Origin of the sequence: Streptomyces sp. ISL-100, from assembly GCF_018614615.1 — a bacterium.
In the GTDB taxonomy this organism is placed as follows: domain Bacteria; phylum Actinomycetota; class Actinomycetes; order Streptomycetales; family Streptomycetaceae; genus Streptomyces.
The window spans coordinates 48,891-72,212 of sequence record NZ_JAGGOK010000008.1 but is presented as its reverse complement, the minus strand read 5'-3'; the positions used below and the strand labels follow the sequence as shown (position 1 = coordinate 72,212).

Annotated in this window: 23 protein-coding genes and 1 pseudogene; 14 read left to right on the top strand and 10 right to left on the bottom strand. The window is 71.4% G+C overall.

Annotated features, from left to right (window positions below):
* The first annotated feature begins 9 nt into the window (after positions 1 to 9).
* On the top strand, positions 10 to 801 hold the full coding sequence (locus J7E89_RS04760; RefSeq protein WP_214968718.1) for a maleylpyruvate isomerase family mycothiol-dependent enzyme: 792 nt from the start codon (positions 10 to 12) through the stop codon (positions 799 to 801).
* On the opposite strand, the gene J7E89_RS04755 is transcribed toward J7E89_RS04760, so the two are convergent.
* The 6 genes from J7E89_RS04755 to J7E89_RS04730 form a co-directional block, all read right to left on the bottom strand.
* The gene (locus J7E89_RS04755) at positions 708 to 1,217 is read right to left on the bottom strand and encodes a hypothetical protein (protein WP_214968716.1); all 510 of its coding nucleotides are present in this window, start codon (positions 1,215 to 1,217) and stop codon (positions 708 to 710) included. The genes J7E89_RS04760 and J7E89_RS04755 overlap by 94 nt on opposite strands.
* A gap of 78 nt (positions 1,218 to 1,295) precedes the next feature.
* Positions 1,296 to 2,306, bottom strand: a complete 1,011-nt coding sequence (locus J7E89_RS04750) for an LLM class F420-dependent oxidoreductase (RefSeq protein WP_214968714.1) — start codon at positions 2,304 to 2,306, stop codon at positions 1,296 to 1,298.
* Positions 2,307 to 2,414: 108 nt separating this feature from the next.
* Complete coding sequence (locus J7E89_RS04745; RefSeq protein ID WP_214968712.1) at positions 2,415 to 3,281, bottom strand: DUF5336 domain-containing protein; 867 nt, start codon at positions 3,279 to 3,281, stop codon at positions 2,415 to 2,417.
* A 122-nt stretch (positions 3,282 to 3,403) separates the two neighbouring features.
* Entirely contained in the window at positions 3,404 to 4,411 is a 1,008-nt protein-coding gene (locus J7E89_RS04740; protein ID WP_308315330.1) for an N-acetylmuramoyl-L-alanine amidase, read from the bottom strand.
* Between the two features lie 22 nt (positions 4,412 to 4,433).
* Positions 4,434 to 5,084 (bottom strand): class I SAM-dependent methyltransferase, encoded by a 651-nt coding sequence (locus J7E89_RS04735; RefSeq protein ID WP_214968710.1) that lies wholly within the window; start codon positions 5,082 to 5,084, stop codon positions 4,434 to 4,436.
* A gap of 48 nt (positions 5,085 to 5,132) precedes the next feature.
* Positions 5,133 to 5,573 (bottom strand): ATP-binding protein, encoded by a 441-nt coding sequence (locus J7E89_RS04730; protein WP_251060101.1) that lies wholly within the window; start codon positions 5,571 to 5,573, stop codon positions 5,133 to 5,135.
* Between the two features lie 85 nt (positions 5,574 to 5,658).
* On the opposite strand from J7E89_RS04730, the gene J7E89_RS04725 reads away from it, so the two are divergent.
* From J7E89_RS04725 to J7E89_RS04700, 6 genes are all read left to right on the top strand, one after another.
* Entirely contained in the window at positions 5,659 to 6,507 is an 849-nt protein-coding gene (locus tag J7E89_RS04725; RefSeq protein ID WP_214968707.1) for a helix-turn-helix transcriptional regulator, read from the top strand.
* Entirely contained in the window at positions 6,467 to 6,742 is a 276-nt protein-coding gene (locus J7E89_RS04720) for a DUF397 domain-containing protein (protein WP_214968705.1), read from the top strand. The genes J7E89_RS04725 and J7E89_RS04720 overlap by 41 nt, the downstream gene beginning before the upstream one ends.
* A 128-nt stretch (positions 6,743 to 6,870) precedes the next feature.
* The gene (locus tag J7E89_RS04715; RefSeq protein WP_214968703.1) at positions 6,871 to 9,051 is read left to right on the top strand and encodes an acyl-CoA dehydrogenase; all 2,181 of its coding nucleotides are present in this window, start codon (positions 6,871 to 6,873) and stop codon (positions 9,049 to 9,051) included.
* Between the two features lie 21 nt (positions 9,052 to 9,072).
* The gene (locus tag J7E89_RS04710) at positions 9,073 to 10,263 is read left to right on the top strand and encodes a lipid-transfer protein (protein ID WP_214968701.1); all 1,191 of its coding nucleotides are present in this window, start codon (positions 9,073 to 9,075) and stop codon (positions 10,261 to 10,263) included.
* A 94-nt stretch (positions 10,264 to 10,357) separates the two neighbouring features.
* Positions 10,358 to 10,945 (top strand): hypothetical protein, encoded by a 588-nt coding sequence (locus J7E89_RS04705; RefSeq protein ID WP_214968698.1) that lies wholly within the window; start codon positions 10,358 to 10,360, stop codon positions 10,943 to 10,945.
* A 47-nt stretch (positions 10,946 to 10,992) separates the two neighbouring features.
* A complete protein-coding gene (locus J7E89_RS04700; RefSeq protein ID WP_214968696.1) occupies positions 10,993 to 12,444 on the top strand; it encodes an MFS transporter in 1,452 nt (483 codons plus the stop codon).
* 10 nt (positions 12,445 to 12,454) lie between these two features.
* Here the strand turns inward: J7E89_RS04700 and J7E89_RS04695 are convergent.
* Positions 12,455 to 12,559, bottom strand: a pseudogene (locus tag J7E89_RS04695) (DNA-binding response regulator); the annotation flags it as partial.
* A 343-nt stretch (positions 12,560 to 12,902) separates the two neighbouring features.
* Between J7E89_RS04695 and J7E89_RS04690 the strand changes: the two are divergent.
* The 3 genes from J7E89_RS04690 to J7E89_RS04680 are packed head-to-tail and all read left to right on the top strand — an operon-like array spanning position 12,903 to position 15,823.
* Positions 12,903 to 13,757, top strand: coding sequence for a MaoC/PaaZ C-terminal domain-containing protein (locus J7E89_RS04690; RefSeq protein WP_214968694.1), 855 nt, complete (start codon positions 12,903 to 12,905; stop codon positions 13,755 to 13,757).
* A gap of 27 nt (positions 13,758 to 13,784) precedes the next feature.
* On the top strand, positions 13,785 to 14,861 hold the full coding sequence (locus tag J7E89_RS04685; RefSeq protein ID WP_214968691.1) for a Zn-dependent alcohol dehydrogenase: 1,077 nt from the start codon (positions 13,785 to 13,787) through the stop codon (positions 14,859 to 14,861).
* 20 nt (positions 14,862 to 14,881) lie between these two features.
* Positions 14,882 to 15,823 carry a 3-oxoacyl-ACP reductase gene (locus tag J7E89_RS04680; protein WP_214968845.1) on the top strand — a complete coding sequence of 314 codons (942 nt, stop codon included), beginning with the start codon at positions 14,882 to 14,884 and terminating at the stop codon, positions 15,821 to 15,823.
* A gap of 431 nt (positions 15,824 to 16,254) precedes the next feature.
* Here J7E89_RS04680 and J7E89_RS04675 read toward each other — a convergent pair whose 3' ends face one another.
* Positions 16,255 to 17,421 (bottom strand): hypothetical protein, encoded by a 1,167-nt coding sequence (locus tag J7E89_RS04675; RefSeq protein WP_214968689.1) that lies wholly within the window; start codon positions 17,419 to 17,421, stop codon positions 16,255 to 16,257.
* 188 nt (positions 17,422 to 17,609) lie between these two features.
* Between J7E89_RS04675 and J7E89_RS04670 the strand changes: the two genes are divergently transcribed.
* From J7E89_RS04670 to J7E89_RS04655, 4 genes are read left to right on the top strand one after another with little or no spacing between them, the layout of a single operon-like run.
* Positions 17,610 to 18,653: an ABC transporter substrate-binding protein gene (locus J7E89_RS04670; RefSeq protein WP_214968686.1), complete on the top strand. Its 1,044-nt coding sequence runs from the start codon at positions 17,610 to 17,612 to the stop codon at positions 18,651 to 18,653.
* A gap of 50 nt (positions 18,654 to 18,703) precedes the next feature.
* Positions 18,704 to 19,540 (top strand): Nif3-like dinuclear metal center hexameric protein, encoded by an 837-nt coding sequence (locus tag J7E89_RS04665; RefSeq protein WP_214968684.1) that lies wholly within the window; start codon positions 18,704 to 18,706, stop codon positions 19,538 to 19,540.
* Complete coding sequence (locus tag J7E89_RS04660; RefSeq protein ID WP_214968843.1) at positions 19,537 to 20,280, top strand: zinc ribbon domain-containing protein; 744 nt, start codon at positions 19,537 to 19,539, stop codon at positions 20,278 to 20,280. The genes J7E89_RS04665 and J7E89_RS04660 overlap by 4 nt, the downstream gene beginning before the upstream one ends.
* 2 nt (positions 20,281 to 20,282) lie before the next feature.
* Entirely contained in the window at positions 20,283 to 21,527 is a 1,245-nt protein-coding gene (locus tag J7E89_RS04655; RefSeq protein ID WP_214968682.1) for a bifunctional RNase H/acid phosphatase, read from the top strand.
* Between the two features lie 286 nt (positions 21,528 to 21,813).
* Here the strand turns inward: J7E89_RS04655 and eda are convergent, their stop codons facing one another.
* Positions 21,814 to 22,431 (bottom strand): bifunctional 4-hydroxy-2-oxoglutarate aldolase/2-dehydro-3-deoxy-phosphogluconate aldolase, encoded by a 618-nt coding sequence (eda, locus tag J7E89_RS04650; RefSeq protein WP_214968680.1) that lies wholly within the window; start codon positions 22,429 to 22,431, stop codon positions 21,814 to 21,816.
* 62 nt (positions 22,432 to 22,493) lie between these two features.
* A complete protein-coding gene (gene yaaA / locus J7E89_RS04645) occupies positions 22,494 to 23,297 on the bottom strand; it encodes a peroxide stress protein YaaA (RefSeq protein ID WP_214968678.1) in 804 nt (267 codons plus the stop codon).
* Positions 23,298 to 23,322: the final 25 nt, after the last annotated feature.

Genomic DNA, 23,322 nt, shown 5'->3' with positions numbered 1-23,322 from the left:
AGTGCGCGCATGACTGATCTGGGGCACGCCCGCTACTGCGACGAAATCGTCCGGCAGACAGACTCGTTGAGGGCCGCGCTGGTCGGCGCGGACCTGAGCACAAAAGTGCCGACCTGCGCCGAGTGGACCTTGGGCCACCTCGCGCGGCACGTGGGTGGCGCGCACCGCCGGGTCGAGACGATCGTACGGACGAAGGCTTCCGCGGACGTCTCCGAGAACGAGGTCCCCGACTTCGTCGGCCCCGGCGACGGGGAACCAGCCGCCCTGGACGCGTGGTTGGCGCAGGGCGCGCAGAAGGCCGCCGATACGCTGCGGGCGGCCGGGCCGAAGGCCAAGGTGTGGTCCTGGAGCGCGGACCGCAGCGCTGCCTTCTGGGCGCGCCGTATGACCCACGAGACGGTGATCCACCGCGCGGACGCGGCGATCGCCGCCGGCATCACCTTCGACGTGGCCCACGATGTCGCGGCGGACGCCATCGACGAGTGGCTGGGGATCGTCGCCTGGTCGCAGTCCACCGGCGCCGACGAGGAGGCGAACGAGCTGCGCGGAGTGGGCCGCTCCATCCACCTCCACGCGACGGACGCGGCCGACGCGCTCGACGCGGAGTGGCTGATCGAGTTCGGCGAGGACGGCTTCACCTGGCGCCACGGCCACGAGCGGGCCACGGTGGCCCTGCGCGGCCCGCTCGCCGACGTACTCCAGGTCTTCTACCGGCGGCTGCCCGCCGACAGCGACCGGGTGGAGGTGCTGGGCGACGCGGAGCTGCTGGACTTCTGGCTGGCGCGGGCGTCCTTCGGCTGAGCCGACCGCTGTGCGGCGTGCGGTACGAAGGCCAGGGACATGGCGTCGGCGTCGATGGACACGTCCAGCTGTGCGTCGAGGGCGGAGGCCAGCTGCCGCAACAGAGGCAGCGTCGGTGCGGCGCCACCGCCCTCGATCTGCTCGACCTCGGCCTCGGTGAGACCGGCCCTCCGGGACACCGAGCGCGACGCGGAAGTCGTACACCGCCTGACCGAGGGCGATCGAGGCGCCCGCTTCGATGTACGCGGGGTCGACGCGGTGCTCATCCGGATCTTCCACTGGGTGTGGTAGCCGCCGCTCATCCTTGCTCCTCGAATGTCCGCGTGCCGTTCGACGAAGCGGTAGTGCTCTCTCGGAAGGGACCCGAGCCAGGCCCGCACCTCCGGTTCGATCTCGATTTCGTACCGCGGTTCCATGCGGCGAACCCAGGCGAGCCGGCCGACGTGGCGGGGCGGAAACCCGTACGGCTCACTCGATCGTGAGAGCGCAGACCTTCAGCCGTTCAGGTCGGCCAGTACGCGCAAGGTGTGCATGTCCGGTGCCGTTACCAGGAGGTCGGTGACCGGGCCCTTGCGCCAGAGCTTCAGGCGTTCCGCGATGCGCTCGCGCGGGCCGACCAGGGAGATCTCGTCGGCGAACGCGTCGGGGACCGCCAGGACCGCCTCCTCCTTGCGGCCCGCGAGGAACAGCTCCTGGACGCGGCGCGCCTCCGCCTCGAAGCCCATGCGGGCCATCAGGTCGGCGTGGAAGTTGCGGGCCGCGTGGCCCATGCCGCCGATGTAGAAGCCGAGCATCGCCTTGACCGGCAGCAGGCCTTCCGTGACGTCGTCGCAGACCTGCGCCCGGGCCATCGGCGCGATCATGAAGTCGGAGGGGAGGGCGGCAAGCGACGCCGCGTACACGTCGGTGCGCATCGGTGACCAGTAGAGCGGTAGCCATCCGTCGGCGATACGGGTCGTCTGGGCGATGTTCTTGGGGCCCTCCGCGCCGAGGAGGATGGGAAGGCCGGCCCGGAGCGGATGCGTGATCGGCTTGAGCGCCTTGCCGGTGCCGGTGGCGTCCGCGCCCCGGTAGGGGAGCGGGTGGAACCGGCCGTCCAGCTCAACGGGGGCTTCGCGCCTGAGCACTTGGCGGATTACGTCGACGTACTCACGGGTCGCTGTCAGCGGGCCGGCGGGGAACGGCCGCCCGTACCAGCCCTCGACGACCTGTGGCCCCGAAAGCCCTAGCCCGAGCATCATCCGGCCACCGGAGAGGTGGTCGAGGGTGAGGGCGTGCATGGCCGTGGCGGTGGGTGTGCGGGCGGCCATCTGCGCGACGGCGGTGCCGAGCCTGATGCGGGAGGTGTGCGCCGCGATCCAGGTGAGCGGGGTGAAGGCGTCGGAGCCCCACGCCTCGGCGGTCCACACGGAGTCGTAGCCGAGGCGCTCGGCCTCGCGGGCCAGGTCGAGATGGGCGGGAGCGGGGCCGCGGCCCCAGTAGCCGAGAGCGAGTCCGAGGCGCATCGCTGATCCCGTCTGACGGTCCGTCAGGACATGGTGACCGGGCGACTGTACGACAACGGCCCCCCACCCGGAAGGGGCGAGGGGCCGTCGTGTCGGGCTACGGGCTCGTCAGCCGCGCTGGATGCCGGTGGTGTCCTGAAGGACACCGCGGCGGCCGTCCTGCGTCTGGGCGACCAGACCGGGACCGCGCTGCTCCACGGCCAGGTACCAGGTGCCGGGCGCGAGCTCGGCGATCGGCGTCGGCGAACCGTCCTCGGCGTACAGCGGACGGGCCACCGGAACCGCGAACCAGAACGGCGCGAAGTCGGCGGCGGCAGCGGGCGCCGCGGCCTGCTGTGCCTGCGCGGCCGGGGCCGCCTGCTGCTGCGCGGCCTGGGGCTGGTCCTGGTGCGGCTGGGGCTGCGCACCGTACGGCTGCGGCTGGCCCGGCTGACCGCCGTAGGGCGGCTGCTGGGCGCCGGGGTAGCCGTAGCCACCGGGGCCCGGCTGACCGGGCTGGCCACCGTACGGCTGCGCGACCTGCGGCTTCGGGGCGCCCATGAGCGGGCCCTTGAGCGCCGGGACGAGCGGGGCGGCGACGGCGCCGGCGGCGAGGATCAGCACCGCGAGCAGGCCGAGGATCTGGCCGGGGCCGGAGTTGCTGCCGTCGATGATCGTCCAGAAGGCGGTCCAGGCCGCGAAGACGGCGAACGCGACGCCGAACTGGCCGAGGTCGAGACCGGCGATCTTGCGCTGCTGCGGCATCGAGCGGGACACCACGATGAGCGCCGCCGCGATGACGCCGGCGAGGTAGATGCTCATCAGAAGGCCCAGGCTGTCCCAGGCGTTGAAGGAGTCGAGGGAGGCCGGAGGGCAGAACTCGCCCGAGCAAGCCGGCTTGTCGTACGACTTGAAATCGAGGAACGAGGCGATGAACAGCACCACCGCTGCTCCGATCACCACGCCGTCGCCTCGAGTGAGGGAGCGGATGTTCACTTTGAAGGTCCTTAGTGGGTCGACTCGTCGGGGCGGCACAGTGTGAAGCTCGGGGGCGGCTCCCCATCGTACGGATGAATGTATCGTCCCCCCCGGGCAGGGTCGGCCGCCCGGTATCAGCCTTACCTCTTGAGGTAACTGCCGATGCCGTCGGCGATCCCCTGCGCCGCCTTCTGGCGCCAGCCCTCGTTCGTCAGCAGGGCCGCGTCCTTCGGATCACGCATATTGCCGCATTCGATGAACACCTTGGGCACAGTCGACAGATTGAGGCCGCCGAGGTCCTTGCGTACGTCCAACGCCGTACCGTCGCCCACGTAGTTGGACGGAGCGCTGCCGGTCGCCTGGACGAACTTGCCCGCGATGCGCGTGCCGAGTTCGCGCGAAGGGCCGACGATTTTCGCGGTGTCCGCGGCGCCGCCCTTCACCAGGGCGGGCAGGATGATGTGGAAGCCGCGGTTGCCGACCGCCGAGCCGTCGGCGTGGACGGAGACGACGGCGTCGGCCTTCGCCTCGTTGCCGATACGGGCCCGCTCGTCCACGCAGGGTCCGTACGGGCGGTCCTCGTTCTGCACAAGCTTCACCGTCGCCCCCTGCTGTTCGAGGAGGGCGCGCAGGCGGCGCGAGACGTCCAGGGTGAACGATGCCTCGGTGTAGCCGCCGTTGGTTGAGGTGCCGGTGGTGTCGCACTCCTTGCGGTGCGTGCCGACATTGACGAGTTTGTTGATTTCGCGTGTATGGCGGAAATTGCCCGGATTGTGGCCGGGGTCGACCACCACGACCTTGCCGGCGAGCGGGCCGGTCGCGTCCGGCTTCTTGTCTTTCTCGTCCTTCTTGGCTCCGGAAGGCGAGGGTGAGGCGGGGGGCCGGGAGGCGGCCGACGCGGGCGGCGGCGTCGTGGGTCCCGACGGCTTCGCGTCGGTGGGCGGCGACGCGGACCGGCTCTGGCCCGGCAGCGGCACCACCTTCGGCGGCTCGCCGTCACCGGGGCCGCTCATCGCCTGCCACACGAGCCAGCCCGCGAGGGCGGTCGGGACGAGCGCGGCGACCGCGACGGTGACATTCCCGCGGCCGAGGCGGCGAGGAGGGGTGGGGGGAGTGGGGGAAGCGGGGGGCTGGCTGTCGTACGACACCCGGCGATGCTATCCGGGCCTTTCAGATCCCCGGCGAAACGCGGCGCAGGACGCGCAGCGAGTCGGTTACCGAGATTTCGGTGAAGGCACCGGACGCGAGGGCGCGCTGATGCACGCGGTACGGGGCCTGGCCGCCGTCCGCCGGGTCCGGGAAGACGTCGTGGATGACGAGCAGGCCGCCGACGGCGACGTGCGGGGCCCAGCCCTCGTAGTCGCCGTTGGCATGCTCGTCGGTGTGCCCGCCGTCGATGAAGACGAGACCGGCCTCGCCGCCCCACACGGCCGCGACCTGCGGCGAACGCCCGACGATCGCGACCACGTGCTCTTCGAGGCCCGCCTTGTGCAGCGTGCGGCGGAAGGTGGGCAGTGTGTCCATCAGGCCGACCTCCGGGTCCACGACCGTCGGGTCGTGGTACTCCCAGCCCGGCTGCTGCTCCTCGCTGCCCCGGTGGTGGTCGACGGTCACGACGACCGTGCCGGCCTCGCGGGCGGCGTCGGCCAGCAGGATCGTGGAGCGCCCGCAGTACGTACCCACCTCCACCAGCGGCAGCCCGAGCGCCCCGGCCTCGGCGGCGGCGGCGTACAGGGCGAGCCCTTCGCGTACTGGCATGAAGCCCTTGGCGGCCTCGAACGCGGCGAGCGTCTCGGGCTTGGGCGCAGCGGCGGCGGCCATGGGGTTCCTCCGGTCATGCGTGTACGCGTCCGTGTACGTACTGGGCGGTCACATAGTAGGCGGGGCCGAGCCGGGCTTCGCGTCGCACTCGAACCAGACCGTCTTGCCCCCGGGCAGCGGCACCGTGCCCCAGCGGTCGGTCACGGCGTCGACCAGGAGCAGCCCCCGCCCGCCCTCGGCGAGCTCGTCGCCTCCGCCGCCCCTCGTGTGCGCCGGGCGGGGGCACCCGTCTGTGACCTCCACTCGGAGTCCGCCCGGTCGGCGGAGGATGAGGAGGTTGCAGTGCCGGCCGGGCACATGGCGTACGACATTGGCGACGAGCTCGGTGAGGGCAAGCTCGGCGGCGTCGGCCAGCTCGGCCATGTCCCAGCGGGCCAGAAACGTCCGCACGATGCGCCGCATGTGCCGTGCCGAGTGCTCACCGACGGTGAAGGCCATGCGGTAGCCGGCGTCAATTTGCGCTGGTGGGTGGTCGGTTGTGTGATTCATGCCACCAGGATGCGACGGCGCGATTACGCTCGGCTACTGACCGAAAGGAACGCCTCACGGCGTTGAACTTGGGGGTGGCCTCCGCATGGTCAACATCCGCGATCTCGATCCCAGCGCATCGCCGCTGGACTACTACGGCTCAGAACTGCGCCGCCTGAGAGAGGCCGCAGGACTCAAGCAGGGCCAGCTCGGCGACATCGTCTTCTGTACGGGCTCGCTGATCGGCCAGGTCGAAACGGCACGCAAGGTGCCGACCCGCGACTTCTCGGAACGGATGGACGCGGCGCTGGGGACGGGCGGGACGTTTTCGCGGTTGGCGGGGCTGGTGCTGCGGAGTCAGTTGCCGCACTGGTTCCAGCCGTATGCGGAGATGGAGGCGAAGGCGGCGTACATCTCCACGTACCAGGCGCAGCTGGTGTACGGCTTGCTTCAGACGGAGGCGTACGCGCGGGCGGTGCTGGGAGTACGGACCTGCGAGAACCTCGATGCCCGTACGGCCGCCCGAATGGAGCGGCAGCGCATACTGGACCGCGACAATCCGCCACTGATGTGGGTGGTGCTGAGCGAGGCCGTCCTGCATCAGGAGATCGGCGGCGCGGAGGTCATGCGAAACCAACTGGCCCACTTGTTGGGGCTGCGCGGGCGGGAGTGGGTGAAGGTGCAGATCCTGCCTTTCGAGGTGGGCTCCCATGTGGGACTGGACGGTACGTTCAACCTGCTGCGGTTCGAGGACGACCCGGACCTTGTCTATACCGAGGACTTTGTCCAGGGCCATATGACGGCCAATCCTCAGGCTCTCAGGGAGGGTTCGCTCCGTTACGATCACTTGCAGGCCGCCGCGCTCTCTGTGGAGGACTCGTCGGCACTGATCGCCCGCGTAATGGAGGAGCGTTATGGACACCATCCAGGACCTGACGGGCGCGCGGTGGCGTAAGTCCTCGTACAGCGGGACCACCGGCGGTGACTGCGTCGAGTGCGCCCCCCTCGGCGCCGCCGCCTGGCGCAAGGCTTCGTACAGCGGCGGCACCGGCGGGGACTGCGTCGAGATCGCCGCCCAGCCCTGCCGTATCGCCGTGCGCGACTCCAAGAACCCCGGGGGCGCCGCCTTCACCGTCGCGCCCTCCGCCTTCGCGGCCTTCGTGGCGGCGGCGGTCGACGGCGCGGTCTAGGAAGACGATCGCGAGGGGCTTTCTGGTCGGGGGCGTCCGCCTCCGGCCCTCCGCATCGGCGTAGGCAGCGTCAGCCCGAGCGCGATCTGACCTTCCGTCAGATTGAAACGTGTTCTAGTCTGCCGCGCATGGGTATCGGAATCACGCAAGAGCACCGCGACCTGGCGGACTCCGTACGCCGCTGGCTCGCGCGGGCCGTGCCGCCCGAGGCCGTGCGGAAGCTGCTCGACGGGACACTCGACGGGGCAGGGCAGGGGCGGCGGCCCGCGTACTGGGACGGGGCCGCAGAGCAGGGGCTGCACGGGATTCATCTGCCCGAGGAGGACGGCGGCGGGGGAGGCACGCTGCTCGACCTCGCCGTCGTACTGGAAGAAACCGGCCGCGCCGCGCTCCCGGGGCCGTATCTGCCGAGCGTGCTCGCCTCCGAGGTGCTGCGGCGGGGCGGGCAGGGTGGGCTCGTCGCGGAACTGGCGGCAGGCGCGCGCACGGGCGCCGTCGCGCTCGACGCGGGGACGCTCACCGCCACGCCGGTCGACGGCGGTTACCGGATCGACGGGACCGCCCCGCCGGTCCTGGGCGGCGCGCAGGCAGACGTACTCGTGCTCGCCGCCGGAAGCGCGTGGTTCGCCGTGGACGCCGGGGACCTGGTGGTCCGTACGCACGAGAGCGCCGATCCGACCCGGCCCACTGCCGAAGTCACCGCGCAGGCAGTCGTCGTCCCCGAGGGCCGCCTGCTCGCCTTCGACGACGCGGCCGACACCGTCCGCGACCTCGCTGCCGTGCTGTACGCCGCCGACGCCTGCGGGACCGCCGCCTGGGCGCTGCACACCGCCACCGAACACGCCAAGGTGCGCGAGCAGTTCGGGCGGCCCATCGGGCAGTTCCAGGCGGTCAAGCACCTCTGCGCCGACATGCTCGTACGCCTCGAACAGGCGCGGGCGCTGGTGTGGGATGCGGCGCGGGCCGCCGCCGACGCCGCGGCGTGCGAGCCGGGCGTACGTACGCTCACCGCCGCGCTCGCCGCAGCCACCGCCCTCGACGCCGCGTACTCCTGCGCCAAGGACTGCGTCCAGATCCTGGGCGGCATCGGCTTCACCTGGGAGCACGACGCCCACCTCTACCTGCGCCGGGCGCTCGTGGCGCGGCAACTGCTCGGGCCGGGCGACGCGCACCGGCTGCGCGCCGCACGTCTCGCTGCGGCCGGCGCGCGTCGCGAGCTCTGGCTGGAGCTGCCGGCGGAAGCGGGCGCCTACCGGCAGCAGGCGCGTGAGGCAATCGAGGGCGCGCGCGGCCTCGACCCGGGCGCCGCCCGCCGCGCCCTCGCGCCGACGGGGTACGCCGCCCCGCACCTCCCGCCGCCGTACGGGCTGGGGGCAGGGCCCGTACAGCAGCTCGCCGTACAGCAGGAGATGCGCGAGGCGGGGGTGAAGGTGAGCGATCTCGGGATCGCGACCTGGGTGGTGCCCTCGCTGATCGCGTACGGGACGCCCGAGCAGCAGGAGCGGTACCTCGGGCCGACGCTGCGGGGGGAGATGCTGTGGTGCCAGCTGTTCTCGGAGCCGGAGGCAGGGTCGGATCTCGCATCGCTGCGGACGCGGGCGGAGAAGACGGCCGAAGGCTGGCGCGTCAACGGGCAGAAGGTATGGACGAGCGCGGCGCAGTGGGCGGATTACGGGATCCTGCTCGCGCGTACGGACCCGGAGGCGCCGAAGCACAAGGGGCTGACGTACTTCCTCGTCGACATGAAAGCGGCGGCCGAAGGCATCGACATCCGGCCACTGAAGGAGATCACCGGCGACTCGCTCTTCAACGAGGTCTACTTCGACGACGTACTGCTGCCGGACGACGCGGTGGTCGGGGAGGTGGGCGGCGGCTGGCAGGTCGCCCGTAACACCCTGGGCAACGAGCGGGTCCATATGGCCGACCAGGTCGCCTTCGACACCGGACTGGAGGCGTTGATCGCGGGATCCGGCCAGCTCGACGACGCTTACCGGGCGCGCATCGGGGCGCTCGCCGCCGAGGCGCACGCCCTGGCCTGCATCGGGCTGCGGACGGCGACGCAGCAGGTGTCGGGTCTTGAGCCGGGCGCGGGAGCGAGCGTACGCAAACTCGTCCAGACCCCGCACCAGCAGAAGGTCGCCGAACTCGCCCTCGAACTGCTCGGCCCGCAGGGCGCCGTGCGGGAAGGGGCGGGAGAGCGGGCCGTGCACGGCTTCCTGATGTCGCGCTGTCTGACGATCGCGGGCGGTACGACCCAGGTTCAGCTCAATGTCGTGGCCGAGCGGATTCTCGGCCTGCCGCGTGACTGAAGGGGAGAGGGAGACCTGCTGATGAAGGCTTACATCGTCGGTGTCGGGATGACGAAGTTCGAGAAGCCCGAGAGCCGTGACTGGCGGTACTGGGACATGGCGAAGGAGGCCGGCACCAAGGCGCTGGACGACGCCGGGATCCCGTACGGGAAAGTCCAGCAGGTCTCCGTCGGCTACTGCTTCCAGGCCTCGACGGCCGGGCAGCGGGCGGCGTACGAACTCGGTCTGACCGGCGTCCCCGTCTACAACGTCAACAACAACTGCGCCACTGGTTCCACGGCGCTCATGATGGCGCGGCAGTTCGTCGAGGGCGGCATCAGCGACTGCGTGCTGGCGCTGGGCTTCGAAAAGATGAAGCGGGGCGCGCTGGGGGGTGGCTCGGACGGTGGGGACTTCGCGACTTCCCCCGTCGCCCGGCACTACGGCGTCATGGCCGCCGCCCACGGCTTCGAGATGACCCCGCCCACCGCCCAGATCTTCGGCAACGCGGCGCGGGAGCACATGGAGCGGTACGGCACGACACAGGCGCAGCTCGCCGCGGTCGCCGCCAAGAACCACCGGCACTCGGCGGACAACCCCAACGCCCAGTTCCAGGACGTGTGGACGGTCGACGAGATCCTCGCCGCGAAGACCATCCACCGGCCGCTGACCAAGCTCCAGTGCTCGCCGACGTCCGACGGCGCGGCAGCAGCTGTCGTGGTCTCCGAGCGCTTCCTCGTCCAGCACGGCCTGCACGGCAGGGCCGTCGAGATCGTCGCCCAGGCGATGACGACGGACACCGGGGAATCCTTCGCCTCCGGATCCTGTATCGACGTCGTGGGCAAGCCGATGTCGCGGGCGGCGGCCCTTCAGGTGTACGAGGCGTCCGGGCTCGGCATCGAGGACGTCGACGTCGTCGAGCTGCACGACTGCTTCTCCGTCAATGAGCTGCTGACGTACGAGGCGCTTGGCATGTGCGGGGAGGGCGAGTCCGGGAAGCTGGTGGAGAGCGGGGCGACGACGTACGGGGGACGGTGGGTCGTCAATCCGTCGGGCGGACTGATCTCCAAGGGCCACCCACTGGGCGCGACCGGGCTGGCGCAGGCGGCGGAACTGACGTGGCAGTTGAGGGGCGAGGCGGGGGTGCGACAGGTGGCGGGAGCGCGGGTCGGGCTGGCGCACAACATCGGGCTCGGCGGCGCGGCGGTGGTGACGATGCTGCGGGCGGCATGAGGTTGCCGCGCGTGGCCAAAACCCGTCGTCTAAGGTAACGCGCGACAGGGGCGGGACAGTGGCATGGCGGGACAGTGGCATGGGGGTAACGGCGATGGTGCGCCGACGTCTGAGGTTCGCGGCGGTACTCGCGGTGGTGGTGCTGGCGCTGACCGGCTTCCAGACATCGACCGCGGGCAAGAGCAAGGGCAAGAGCAGGGGTGGCAGCAGTAGCAGCGGTGATGGAGGCGGCTGCTCCAACTCCGGGAAGAGCAACGGTGATTACGACGACTCCGGCGATGACCAGTCGTCGTCCGGTGGCTCGTACACCAGCGAGCCGACGCCCACGCCCACGTCGACCTCTGCCGTCGATGTCGTCATCACCGAGTGCGTCGACGCCAAGGAGCGCGAGCTCAACGGCAAGCGCAAGGGCAGGGGCAAGGGGAAAGTGAAGGCGTCGCCGGGTTACGGCGATCCCGAAACGACCGCGACCGTACGCATCACCTCGCGCGAGGCCGAGGAGCGCACGTACCAGGTGTCCGTCGAATTCGTGTCCGCGCGCGGCAGGGTGGTTTCCTCGGGGTACTCGGACGTTACCGTCGAGGCCGGCGGGACCGAGCGCTTCGATGTCGCCATGCTCAAACCGGAGCGCGCGAGGCTGGTCGAGGAGTGCAGGGTGAGCGAGATCAGTCCGGTGGACTGAGGCGTTCGCCGGAACCCGGATGTACGGGGCAGACCAATGCTGCGACCATGACGCCCATGGTCCAAGCCTCCTCTTCCTCCTCCTCGGACTCCGAAACCCGAATACCGGCCGCCCGTAAGGCATCCCGCACCTGGGTGGTCGTACTCGCCGCCTGCGCGGGCCAGTTCCTCGTCGTCCTCGACGTGTCCGTCGTGAACGTCGCGCTGCCGTCGATGCGCGCCGACCTCGGGCTGAGCGCGATCGGTCTGCAATGGGTGGTCAACGCCTACGCGATCGCCTTCGCCGGCTTCATGCTCCTCGGCGGCCGCGCGGCGGACCTCTTCGGTCGAAAGCGGACCTTCCTGACCGGACTCGGCCTCTTCACCGCCGCCTCCCTGGCCGGCGGGCTCGCCCAGGACGACTGGCACCTGCTGGCCGCCCGCGCGGCCCAGGGCCTCGGCGCGGCCGTACTGGCGCCCGCGACGCTCACCATCCTCACCTCCGCCGTTCCCGAAGGCCCCGCCAGAACGCGGGCCATCGGAACGTGGTCGGCGGTCGGCGCGGGCGGCGGAGCCGCGGGCGGGCTCGTCGGCGGCCTGCTGACGGACGCGCTGTCCTGGCGCTGGGTGCTGCTGATCAATGTGCCGGTCGGCGCGCTGGTTCTCGCGGGCGCCGCCCTGTGGCTCGTCGAGAGCCAGGCCAGGGACGGGCGGCGGCTCGACCTCCCCGGCGCACTGCTGGTCACCGCCGGGCTCGCGACTCTCGCGTACGGGATTGTGCAGACCGAGGCGGAAGGCTGGGCGGCGGCGGCCACCCTGGTGCCGCTGGCGGCGGGACTCTTGCTCCTCGGCGCCTTCGTGGCGGTGGAGGCGCGGACCAGGGCGCCGCTGATGCCGTTGAAGTTCTTCCGGGTGCGGGCGGTATCGGCCGCGAACGCGGCGATGTTCGTGAACGGCTCCGCGATGTTCTGCATGTGGTTCTTCATGACCCTGTACGCCCAGAACGTCCTGGGCTACACCCCGCTCGGCGCCGGGCTCGCCCTCGTCCCCAGCTCCCTGAGCATCGTCATCGGCTCCAAGCTGGCCCCGCGCTTCATGGCCAGGTTCGGTGCGCGCCGCGTCGCGATCAGCGGCGCCCTGGTGGCGGCCGCCGGCATGGCGTGGCAGTCCACGCTGAGCGCCGAAGGGACGTACCTCACGGCCATCCTCGGCCCGGGCGTCGTGATGATGGTCGGCGCCGGCCTCGCGTCGACCCCACTGGCCTCGCTCGCCACATCGAGCGGCGAACCGGGCGACGCCGGGCTCCTGTCCGGCCTCATCAACACCTCGCGCACGATGGGCGGCGCGCTGGGTCTCGCGGTGCTGTCGACAGTCGCGGCGTCCAGGACGGGTGGCGAGCTGAGCGCGGAGGCACTGACGGCCGGGTACGCCCTGGCGTTCCGGGTGGGGGCCGGGGCGCTGCTCGCGGGGGTGGTGCTGATGCTGGTCTGGCTGCCGCGCCCCCGTAAAAAGCAGGCGTAGCGCGAGGAAGTCAGAGCCACCCCTGCTGCCTCGCCGCCCGTACCGCCGCCCTGCGGTTGCGGGTGCCGGTCTTGCCGATCGCCGACGACAGGTAGTTCCGTACGGTCGACTCCGCTCACCAGGAAGCCGGAGCGAGTGGAAGGACCGGGGCGGCCCCGTCGTCCCCTGCCGTTGTCGTTTTCATACGGACGACGTTACGGAGACGGCGCCCGCCGACGGCAGATGCGCTTGTACGGACTCGGCCGGGACAAATGTCCTGGCACCGAGCTGTCAGTAATCTGACGCAGCGTCAGCGAGCTGTCTTCACAACTGCCGGGTGGTGCGTTATACATAGGCCCCATCGGCCTAGAACGCGTTCTAGAAGTGGCGGTCGGCGGCCGGTCCCGTACGACCTCGGTGCGACCGACGGTGCGGACGGCCGCACCGAGGTCTTCCATCCATCAAGGAGCAGCATCCCCATGCCCATCGATGCGGCAAAGGCCGTCGCAGCCGAACCCCGCAGCGCCGAGATCGCCTGGGACCACAAGGACGTCCAGCTCTACCACCTCGGCCTCGGCGCCGGTACGCCCGCCACCGACCCCGACGAGCTGCGCTACACCCTCGAATCCCGGCTGCACGTCCTGCCCAGCTTCGCCACCGTCGCGGGCGCCGGCATGGCCGTGGTCGGCGGACTGTCGGCGCCCGGCATCGACGTAAATCTCGCCCACGTCCTGCACGGCGGCCAGCGCATCGAGCTGCACCGCCCGATCCCCGTCAAGGGCAAGGCGGTACAGACGTCCAAGGTCCAGGCGGTGTACGACAAGGGCAAGGCGGCGGTGCTCGTGCTGCGCTCCGAGACCGCCGACGACGAAGGGCCGCTGTGGACCAGCGACGCCCAGATCTTCGTACGCGGCGAAGGCGGCTTCGGCGGCGAGCGCGGCCCCTCCGCCCGCACCGAGCAGCCCACGGGCGCGCCGGACGCGGAAGTCGAGCGGCAGGTGCGCGAGGACCAGGCACTGCTCTACCGCCTCTCCGGCGACTGGAATCCGCTGCACGCCGACCCCGAATTCGCGAAGCTCGCCGGTTTCGACCGACCGATCCTGCACGGCCTGTGCTCGTACGGCATGACGCTCAAGGCCGTCGTCGACACCGTGCTCGGCGGAGACGTCGCGCGCGTGAGCTCGTACAGCACCCGCTTCGCCGGGGTCGTCTTCCCCGGCGAGACCCTGCGCCTGCGGATGTGGAAGTCGCCGGGGCGCGTCCAGGTGTCGGTCACGGCCGTCGAGAGGGACGACGCGCCGGTACTGGCCGACACCACCGTCGTACACACCTGACCTGAACGTCGTGAAGGGAGCCGTACCGTGCGCGCAGCCGTACTGCACGAGATAGGGCAGGACAAGCTCGAAGTCCTCGACGACGTCGAGGCGGTGGGCTTCGGGCCCGGCAAGGTCAAGCTCCGCGTCCGGGCCACCGGACTCTGCCACTCCGACCTCTCCGCGATGAGCGGCGTACTGCCGCAGCCCGCCCCCTTCATCCCGGGGCACGAGGGCGCGGGCGAGGTCATCGACGTCGGTGACGGAGTCACGGGCCTCAGTCAGGGGGACCGGGTCCTCGTCTGCTGGCTGCCCGCGTGCGGCGCCTGCCCGTCCTGCAAGCGCGGCCAGGCGCACCTGTGCCTCGCCGGCCTCATGAACGCCGGCACGCCCAACTTCAAGCGCCCCGGCGGTGACGTCTTCGGCTTCGCCGGGACCGGCACCTTCACCGAGGAGGTCGTGGTCGACGCGGGCTGCGCCGTCCCGATCCCCGACGACCTGCCGTACGAGATCGCCGCCCTCATCGGCTGCGGAGTGACGACGGGGCTCGGCGCGGCCATCAACACGGCGCAGGTGGAGGCCGGTTCGTCGGTCGCCGTCATCGGGTGTGGTGGCGTCGGGATTTCGGCGATCCAGGGCGCGCGCGTCCAGGGCGCGGCGCAGATCATCGCCGTCGACCCGGTCGCGTCGCGGCGGGAGGCGGCGCTGAGGTTCGGCGCGACGGAGGCCGTGTCGCCGGACGAGTTCGCCGACGCCAAGCAGCGCGTTACGGCGGGGGAGGGCTTCGACTACGTCTTCGAGGTCGTCGGCAAGGCGGCCACGGCCCGCACGGCGTACGAGACGACGCGGCGCGGCGGGACGCTGTGCGTCGTCGGCGCGGGGGCCATGGACGACTTCTTCCAGGTCAACATGTTCGAGCTGTTCTTCGACGAGAAGCGGATACTGCCGTCGATGTACGGGGGTGGCGACGTGCTGCGTTCGTACGAGCGGGCCATCGCCCTGTGGCGCGCGGGCCGGATCGATCTGGCCGGCCTGATCACCCACCGGGTGCGGCTGGACGGGATCAACGACGCGCTGGACCAGATGCGTACGGGCGAGGCCCTGCGCACGTGCATCGAGATCTGAGGGGGGCTTGGATGTCTTCGATGTCACTGCCACTCGACGGCCTGTCCGCGATCGTCACGGGCGCGGGCCGTGGCCTCGGCCGCGCGGAGGCGCTGGAACTGGCCCGGCTCGGCGCGAGCGTCGTCGTCAACGACTACGGGCAGCCCGGGCGCGACGGCTCGGGCGAGGCGTCGGCGGCCCCGGCCGAGGAGGTCGCCGCGGAGATCCGGGCGGCGGGCGGGCAGGCCGTGGCCCACCTCGGCGACGTGTCGGACCATGAACAGGCGGGCGCGCTGGTCCAGTTGGCCGTCGATACGTACGGAAAGCTGGACATCCTGGTCAACAACGCGGGGATTCTCCGCGACCGGATGGTCTTCTCGATGACCGAGGACGAGTGGGACTCGGTTATCCGCGTCCACCTCAAGGGCCACTTCAACACCACGCACTTCGCGGCGGCGCACTGGCGCGCGCGGTCCAAGACGGCGGGCGGCCCGGTCTACGGCCGGATCGTCAACACGTCGTCGGAGGCGTACCTGGCGGGGTCGGCCGGGCAGCCGAACTACGCGGCGGCGAAGGGCGGGATCGTCGGGCTGACGACGTCAACGGCGCTGGCGCTGGGGAAGTACGGCGTTACGGCGAACGCGATCTGTCCGCGTGCGCGTACGCGGATGACGCAGGACGTGTTCGCCGGCTTCGCGGAGCCGGCGGGGGGTGAGCTGGACGCGCTGGCTCCGGAGCATGTGTCGCCGCTGGTCGGTTACTTGGCGTCACCGGCCGCGGGACGGGTCAACGGTCAGCTGCTCGTCGTGCACGGGGGCATGGTCGCGGTCATGGAACGGCCGAAGGTGGCGGCCAAGTTCGATACGGCGAAGGAGGTTTTCTCGTACGAGGAGCTGGCGGAACAGTTGTCGCCGCACTTCGCGGGTCGCCCGCCGAACGAGACGTTCGCGGCGGCGGAGGTGCTGGGTCTGAAGCGGAGGTGAGCGGGGACGCCTGCGGCGGGCTTCTTCCCCACCCCACCCCGCCCCTTCCCCGCCTGCCCCTTCACGAACTGGGGGCAGGCCCCCAGACCCCCGGACCGCACAGACGCCCTGCGGGCGCGTCCTCAATCGCCGGACGGGCTCCTATGGAGCCCCTCCGGCGAAAAGGCCCCTACGCCCGCCGGTGGCGGCCGTGCGCCGGAGTGCTGGAATCCTCTTTCGCGGCCGCACCCCCGCGGTGCCTACCGGAGCGGTGGCCGGCGTCGGCCCGTTCGGCGGCCGAAGGCTGCGGCCGCGTGTGGGTCGTGTCGGTTCGGGCTTCAGACATGTTGGGAGATCCCCTGGAATCGCTGCGATCACTTTCAGTGGTGCAAGGCCCGCCCCGCCGTCACCGTCGGCGTTCAGCCGCAACGACTGCGTAGCCCCGGACCGAGTTAATCACGTGCCCCGCGCCCGGTGAGAGGCGCCTGCTGGAGCGGTACGGGCTTGCACACCACAGGAGTGTCCGGAGCCCGGAATGGTTCCCCACCTGCGGATTCCACTTGTGGGGGTTCAGTGATCATCGCGTCTTCCGGGGCATCGAAACGTGCCACCCCGCACGGCACCGCCCCCGTAACGTACGGTAGTTGCAGCACCGCGTCGCGCGTCCAGAGGCCCGTCCCCGCCAACCACCCCTGCGGTGCCGCGAGGTGATGCAGCCTCCGCCCGGCGGGCCGCCACACCCCGACCCAGCTCCTCCCCGCCACCCCGTCCACCCGCAGCGCCACCGCGCAGCTCTCCGGCGTCAGTACCTGCCCCGGCTGCACCGCGAACGGCGTCACCGCGCAGTCGGCCGGAGCCAGACACTCCGGGAAACGCACCGGCAGCATGCTCCCCAGCACACCCCACCCCAGCCGGTCGCGCCCCGGCGCGTCCGACCGGATCAGCAGCAGCCCGCTGTCCGGATCCGCGAGCAGCAGCCGGTCGTTGCTGCCCTCCGCGATCTGCAGCAGCGGCGTCACCTCCCCGCCCCGCTCCAGGTCGACCGCCACCGCCTTCGTCACCCCGTCGGCCTCCCGGTCCAGGGCGAGCATCCGTCCCGTACGGTCGAGCCATACGCCGCCCGAGCAGCGCCCCGCGACCTCGGCGACATGCTCCGGACCGAGGGTGCCGCCCGCCACCTGCCATACGGTGGTGGACAGTTCGCCCACGGACAGGGCGTACGCACGTGAGCCGTCCGGGGCCGGCGGCAGCAGCTCCAGCCGCTCGCACTCGACCGCGCCCACCGGCAGCTCCCCGGTCCGCGGCCCCGTCGGGTACAGCAGGGAGAAGCAGTGCCGGCCCCCGCCGCTGCCGAAGGCGTGCGAGGCGCCTCCCTCGCGCCGGTGGATCAGCACCCGGCCGTCCGCCATCGGCAGCAGTCCGGTGTCCGGCTCCTCGGGTTGGTCGGCCGGCAGTGGCACGGCGTAGGGCTCGGGTCCGTCGAGCGTCCAGCGCTCGGGGAACCGCGCGTCTCCCTCACCCGCGAGCCGTGCGGCGTAGGAACCGTCAGCGGCGATTGTGAACGCCGCCTCGCGCACCGCGTCGCCGTCGGCCGCGGTCTCGATGGCACAGGCCGTCATCAGGCCATCACCTCCGGCGACCGAAGCTAGTTTTCGCACTTCCTGCCGAACAACACGAGACCGCCCACTTCACACATAAGGGTGGCCATCACCCGATTCGGCTGAGCCGGCGGGGGCGGGTGTGCTGGGCGGTACACCCGTGGCGATAAAGTAAGGCGAACCTAACCCACCCCCAGCAGGAGCTCTTGATGTCCGTACGACGCCGCGGTGCCGCCGCAGTCTCCCTCGCCGTGGCCGCGGCACTCGCCCTCACCGCCTGCGGGGGCGGCGACACCGACACCAAGAGCCAGGAGGCGACCGGCAGCGGCGACAAGAAGGCCGTCGCACAGGGGGGCAAGGACTTCGGCGACGCCGCCGCCAAGACCGCCGCGTACGGCACGGACAGCAAGCCCGGCCAGTTCCCGCGCACCCTCACCCACGCCATGGGCAAGACCGAGCTCAAGGCCGCGCCCAAGCGCGTCGTCGTCCTCGACGTCGGCGAACTCGACAACGTCGTATCGCTCGGCATCGAGCCCGTCGGCTACGCGCCCGCCGAGGGCGACGAAGGCATCCCCGGCTACCTGAAGAAGGACGCCGGAGCCCCCAAGAGCGTAGGCACCATCAACAGCCTCAACCTTGAGGCGATCGCCGCCCTCAAGCCCGACCTGATCCTCGGCAGCCAGCTGCGCGCCGCCGACAAGTACAAGGAACTGTCGGCGATCGCGCCGACCGTCTTCTCCATCCGCCCGGGCTTCACGTGGAAGGAGAACTACCTCCTCAACGCCGCCGCCCTCGACAAGAGCGCCGACGCGAAGACCAAGCTCGCCGCGTACGAGAAGAAGGCCGCGCAGCTCGGCACGGACATCGGCACGGCCGGGAAGAAGCCCACCATCTCGATGGTCCGCTACCTCCCCGGCAAGATCCGCCTGTACGCGAAGGCCTCCTTCATCGGCACGATCCTTGAAGACGCCGGCCTGCCGCGACCGGCGAACCAGCAGATCAACGACCTCGCCGCCGAGATCAGCCCCGAGAAGATCGACGAGGCCGACGGCGACTGGATCTTCACCGGCGTCTACGGCGACCCCAAGGCCACCAGCCAGGACAAGGCCGAGGACAACGCCCTCTGGAAGAAGCTCGGCGCTGTGAAGAAGGGGCAGGCCAAGGACGTACCGGACGAGACCTGGTACCTGGGCCTCGGCGTGACCGCCGCCGACGAGGTCCTCGACGACCTGCGCGGGTACCTGGCCAAGTAGGCCGCGTACGCCATGGCCGGCGGGGCACGCAGCGCAGGTAACCTGTCTGCGTGCCCCGTCTGTCTGAAGTCATCGCCGCACTCGACGCCCTCTGGCCCCCCGAGCGGGCCGAAAGCTGGGACGCGGTCGGTACGGTCTGCGGCGAACCCGACGCCGAAGTGACCCGGGTCCTGTTCGCCGTCGACCCCGTCCAGGAGACCGTCGACGAAGCCGTGAAGCTCGGCGCGAACCTCCTCGTCACCCACCACCCGCTCTACCTGCGCGGTACGACGACGGTCGCGGCGACCACCTTCAAGGGCCGCGCCGTGCACACCCTCATCAAGAACGACATCGCGCTGCACGTCGCCCACACCAACGCCGACAGCGCCGACCCCGGCGTCTCCGACGCCCTCGCCGGAGCGCTGGACCTGCGGGTCACCGGGCCCCTGATCCCCGACCCCACCGACTCCTCCGGCCGCCGCGGCCTCGGCCGCGTCTGCGAGCTCGACCCTCCGGCCACCCTGGGCCACTTCGCCGCCCGCGTCGCCGCCCGGCTGCCCGCCACCGCGCAGGGCGTCCGCGTCGCCGGCGACCCGGACGCCCTCATCAGCCGGGTCGCCGTCAGCGGCGGCTCCGGCGACAGCCTCTTCGCCGACGTACGGGCAGCAGGAGTCGACGCCTTCGTTACGGCCGACCTGCGCCACCACCCGGCCTCCGAGGCCCGCGAACACACTCCCCTCGCGCTGATCGACGCCGCGCACTGGGCCACCGAATGGCCCTGGTGCGAGCAGGCCGCCGCACAGCTCGACGAGATTTCCGACCGTCACGGATGGGACCTGCGCGTCCACGTCTCGAAGACGGTCACCGACCCCTGGACCACCCACCACTCTTCTGGAGCCCCCAACTGAACGCCGCGCCCGCCGACCAGATCCGTCTCCTTGACGTCCAGGCCCTCGACCTCCGCCTCTCCCAGCTCGCCCACCGGCGCAACTCCCTCCCGGAGCACGCCGAGATCGAAACGCTCACCAAGGACCTGGCGCAGCTGCGCGACCTGCTGGTCGCAGCGCAGACCGAGGAGAGCGACACCACCCGCGAGCAGACCAAGGCTGAGCAGGACGTCGACCAGGTCCGCCAGCGCGCCGCGCGTGACCAGCAGCGCCTCGACTCCGGCGCCGTTTCGTCCCCCAAGGACCTGGAGAACCTCCAGCGCGAGATCGTCTCGCTCGCCAAGCGCCAGGGTGACCTGGAGGACGTCGTCCTCGAAGTCATGGAGCGCCGCGAGTCCATTCAGGAGCGCGTCGCCGAGCTGACCGAGCGCGTCTCCTCCGTCCAGGCCAAGGTCGACGACGCGACCGCGCGCCGCGACGCCGCGACCCAGCAGATCGACGGCGAGGTCGCCACGGCCACCAAGCAGCGCGAGGTCGCCTCCGCCACCATCCCCGCCGACCTGCTGAAGCTGTACGAGAAGATCCGCGTCCAGTCCGGTGGCGTCGGCGCGGCCCGCCTCTACCAGCGCCGCTGCGAGGGCTGCCAGCTGGAGCTCAACATCACCGAGGTCAACGAGGTGCGGGCCGCCGCCCCCGACACGGTGCTGCGGTGCGAGAACTGCCGCCGCATCCTTGTCCGTACGTCCGAGTCCGGCCTGTAGCCATGGGACGCAGCCTCGTCATCGAGGCCGACGGCGGCTCCCGGGGCAACCCGGGGCCCGCCGGCTACGGCGCGGTCGTCCTGGACCCTCGGACGGGGGAGACGCTCGCCGAAGCCGCCGAGTACATCGGCGTCGCCACGAACAACGTCGCCGAGTACAAGGGACTGATCGCCGGCCTGCGCGCGGCGCACGCGCTCGCGCCCGACGCTTCTGTCCACGTCCGCATGGACTCCAAGCTCGTCGTCGAGCAGATGTCCGGCCGCTGGAAGATCAAGCACCCGGACATGAAGCCGCTGGCGGCCGAGGCCGCGACGGTCTTCCCGCGCGTCCGGGTCACCTACGAGTGGATCCCCCGGGAGAAGAACAAGCACGCCGACCGGCTGGCCAACGAGGCGATGGACGCGGGCAAGAAGGGCAAGCAGTGGGAGCCGTCGGCTTCCATGGCCGACCTTGCCGCTGCCTCCGGCCCGCCTCGTGTGGTGGGTGACGCGGTGGCGGGCGCGGCGAAGGCGCGGGCCGCGCTGGGGCGCGCGGTGGCTGAGCCGCTGACCTTGCCGGACGCCTCGGAGGCGGAGCCTGCGCCTGCTGCCGCGACCGTCGGCTGGGGGGCCTCCGCGGACCTCGGTACGCCCGCGACCTTCGTGCTCCTGCGCCACGGTGAGACCGCGCTCACCCCTGAGAAGCGGTTCTCCGGGAGCGGGGGATCCGACCCCGAGCTTTCGGCGATCGGCCGCCGCCAGGCCGAGGCGGTCGCCACGACCCTGGCCGCGCGCGGCACCATCCAGGAGATCGTCAGCTCCCCGCTGCGGCGCTGCCGCGAGACGGCGGAGGCGGTGGCGGCGCGGCTCGGGCTGGACGTACGCATCGAGGAGGGCCTGCGCGAGACGGACTTCGGGGCGTGGGAGGGCCTTACGTTCGGCGAGGTCCGGGAGCGGTACCCCGCCGATCTGGACGCCTGGCTGGCCTCCCCGAAGGCGGCGCCGACGGGCGGCGGCGAGAGCTTCGCGACGGTGGCGCGGCGGGTGTCGACGACGCGGGACAAGCTGATCGCCCGTTACGCGGGACGTACGGTCCTGGTGGTCAGCCACGTGACGCCGGTCAAGACGCTGGTACGGCTGGCGCTGGGCGCCCCGCCGGAGTCTCTGTTCCGCATGGAGCTGTCGGCGGCGTCGCTGTCGGCGGTGGCGTACTACGCCGACGGCAACGCGTCGCTGCGCCTGCTGAACGACACGTCGCACCTTCGCTGATCGGTGACGGTGACGGTTCCGGGTGCCGGGCCCTACGGGAACGGCATTCGGGACTGCACGACCCGAACACCGCTCCCTACGGATGTGCAGCCGTGCCCGGCAAAATCCAGCCCCTCCGGCGTTTGAGGAGCGGGGTCTGGGGCGGAGCCCCAGTGGTCCACCCCCGGTGTCTTCAGCCCGTCCGGCGTTTGAGGACACGCCCGTAGGGCGTCTGTGTTGTCTGGGGGCTGGGGGCTTGCCCGCAGTTCGGGAAGGGGCGGGGTGGGGAATGAGCCCGCCGCAGGCGCTACCGCCGCAGCCCCGCCGCCTCACGGGCCAGCGCCTCCACCCGCCCCCAGTCCTTCGCGGCCAGCGCAGCCGCCGGCAGCATCCACGTGCCGCCCACGCAGCCCACATTGCCCAGTGCCAGATACGACGGCGCAGAGGCAAGCGTGATGCCGCCCGTCGGGCAGAAGCGGGCCTGGGGGAGCGGGGCGCCCAGCGACTTCAGGTACGGCGTGCCACCCGCCGCCTCCGCCGGGAAGAACTTCATCTCCGTCACGCCCCGCTCCAGCAGCGCCACGACCTCCGAAGCTGTCGAAACCCCCGGCAGGAACGACACCCCCGACGCCTTCATCGCGTCCAGCAGCGCATCCGTCCACCCCGGGCTCACCAGAAACCGCGCCCCGGCCGCGACAGCGTCGTCGACGCCCGCCGGGGAAATCACCGTGCCGGCCCCGACCACCGCGTCCGGCACCTCCGCCGCGATGGCCCGGATCGAGTCGAGCGCGGCGGGCGTCCGCAGCGTCACCTCGATCGCCGGCAGCCCGCCCGCGACCAGCGCCCGCGCGAGCGCCGCCGCGTCGGCGGCGTCCTCCAGGACAACGACAGGGACGACGGGCGCGAGGTCGAGCAGGGAAGTCATGCCGACATCCTGCCGCCGAGAGGCGTTACACGCAACGAGCGTTGCGCATCATGCAACGCCCTTCAGTGAATCTGGCTCACCACCACGTCCAGCCCCCACGCCTTCCCCGCTTTCACCGGTGCCGACGCCTCCACGACGTACCCCAGATCCCGCAGCACCGACACCAACTCCGCCGGGTCGGCGGGAGCGGCTCCCGCCAGGAGCAGGTCCCGTACGATCCGGCCCTTCGTCGCCTTGTTGAAGTGGCTGACCACGGACCGCTTCTCGACCCCCGCCGCGTCGATCTGCGAGTGCAGCACCCGCACCGTGGCCGTCCGCCCCGCCACGTCCCCCTTCGGCTTCCAGGCCGCCGCGTACGCCGACGACCGCAGGTCCAGCACCAGCCCGTCACCGGCGGCAACCGGCATCGCGGCGGCCATCGGCTCGCGCCAGTACGCCCCCAGCGCGCCCAGCGCCGGCAGCTTCACGCCCATGGAGCACCGGTACGAGGGGATCCGGTCGCCGATGCCGACCGCGCCCCAGAGCCCGGAGAACACCAGCAGCGACTGCCGGGCCAGCCTGCGCGCGGCAGCGTCGAGGGTGGAAAGGCCCAGCGCGTCGTACAGCACGCCGGTGTAGATCTCCCCGGCCGGCCGCGCCCCGGCGGTCCGCAGCTCGACGTTCTTGGCGATCTCGCCGCGCAGCCCCTCGCTCAGCCCGAGGACGACCCGCGCTTTCTCCTCGTCGGCGGTGCACAGCTCCACCAGCTCGTCCAGCACCGCGGCCCGCGCCCCGGCCAGCTCCGGCAGGGAGAGGGACTCCGGCTTCAGGGGCGCGCCGGAACCGCCGGCGGCCTTTCCTTCGGACGGCGGCAAGAGCACGAGCACAGCGGAACTCCTTCGGATACGTACA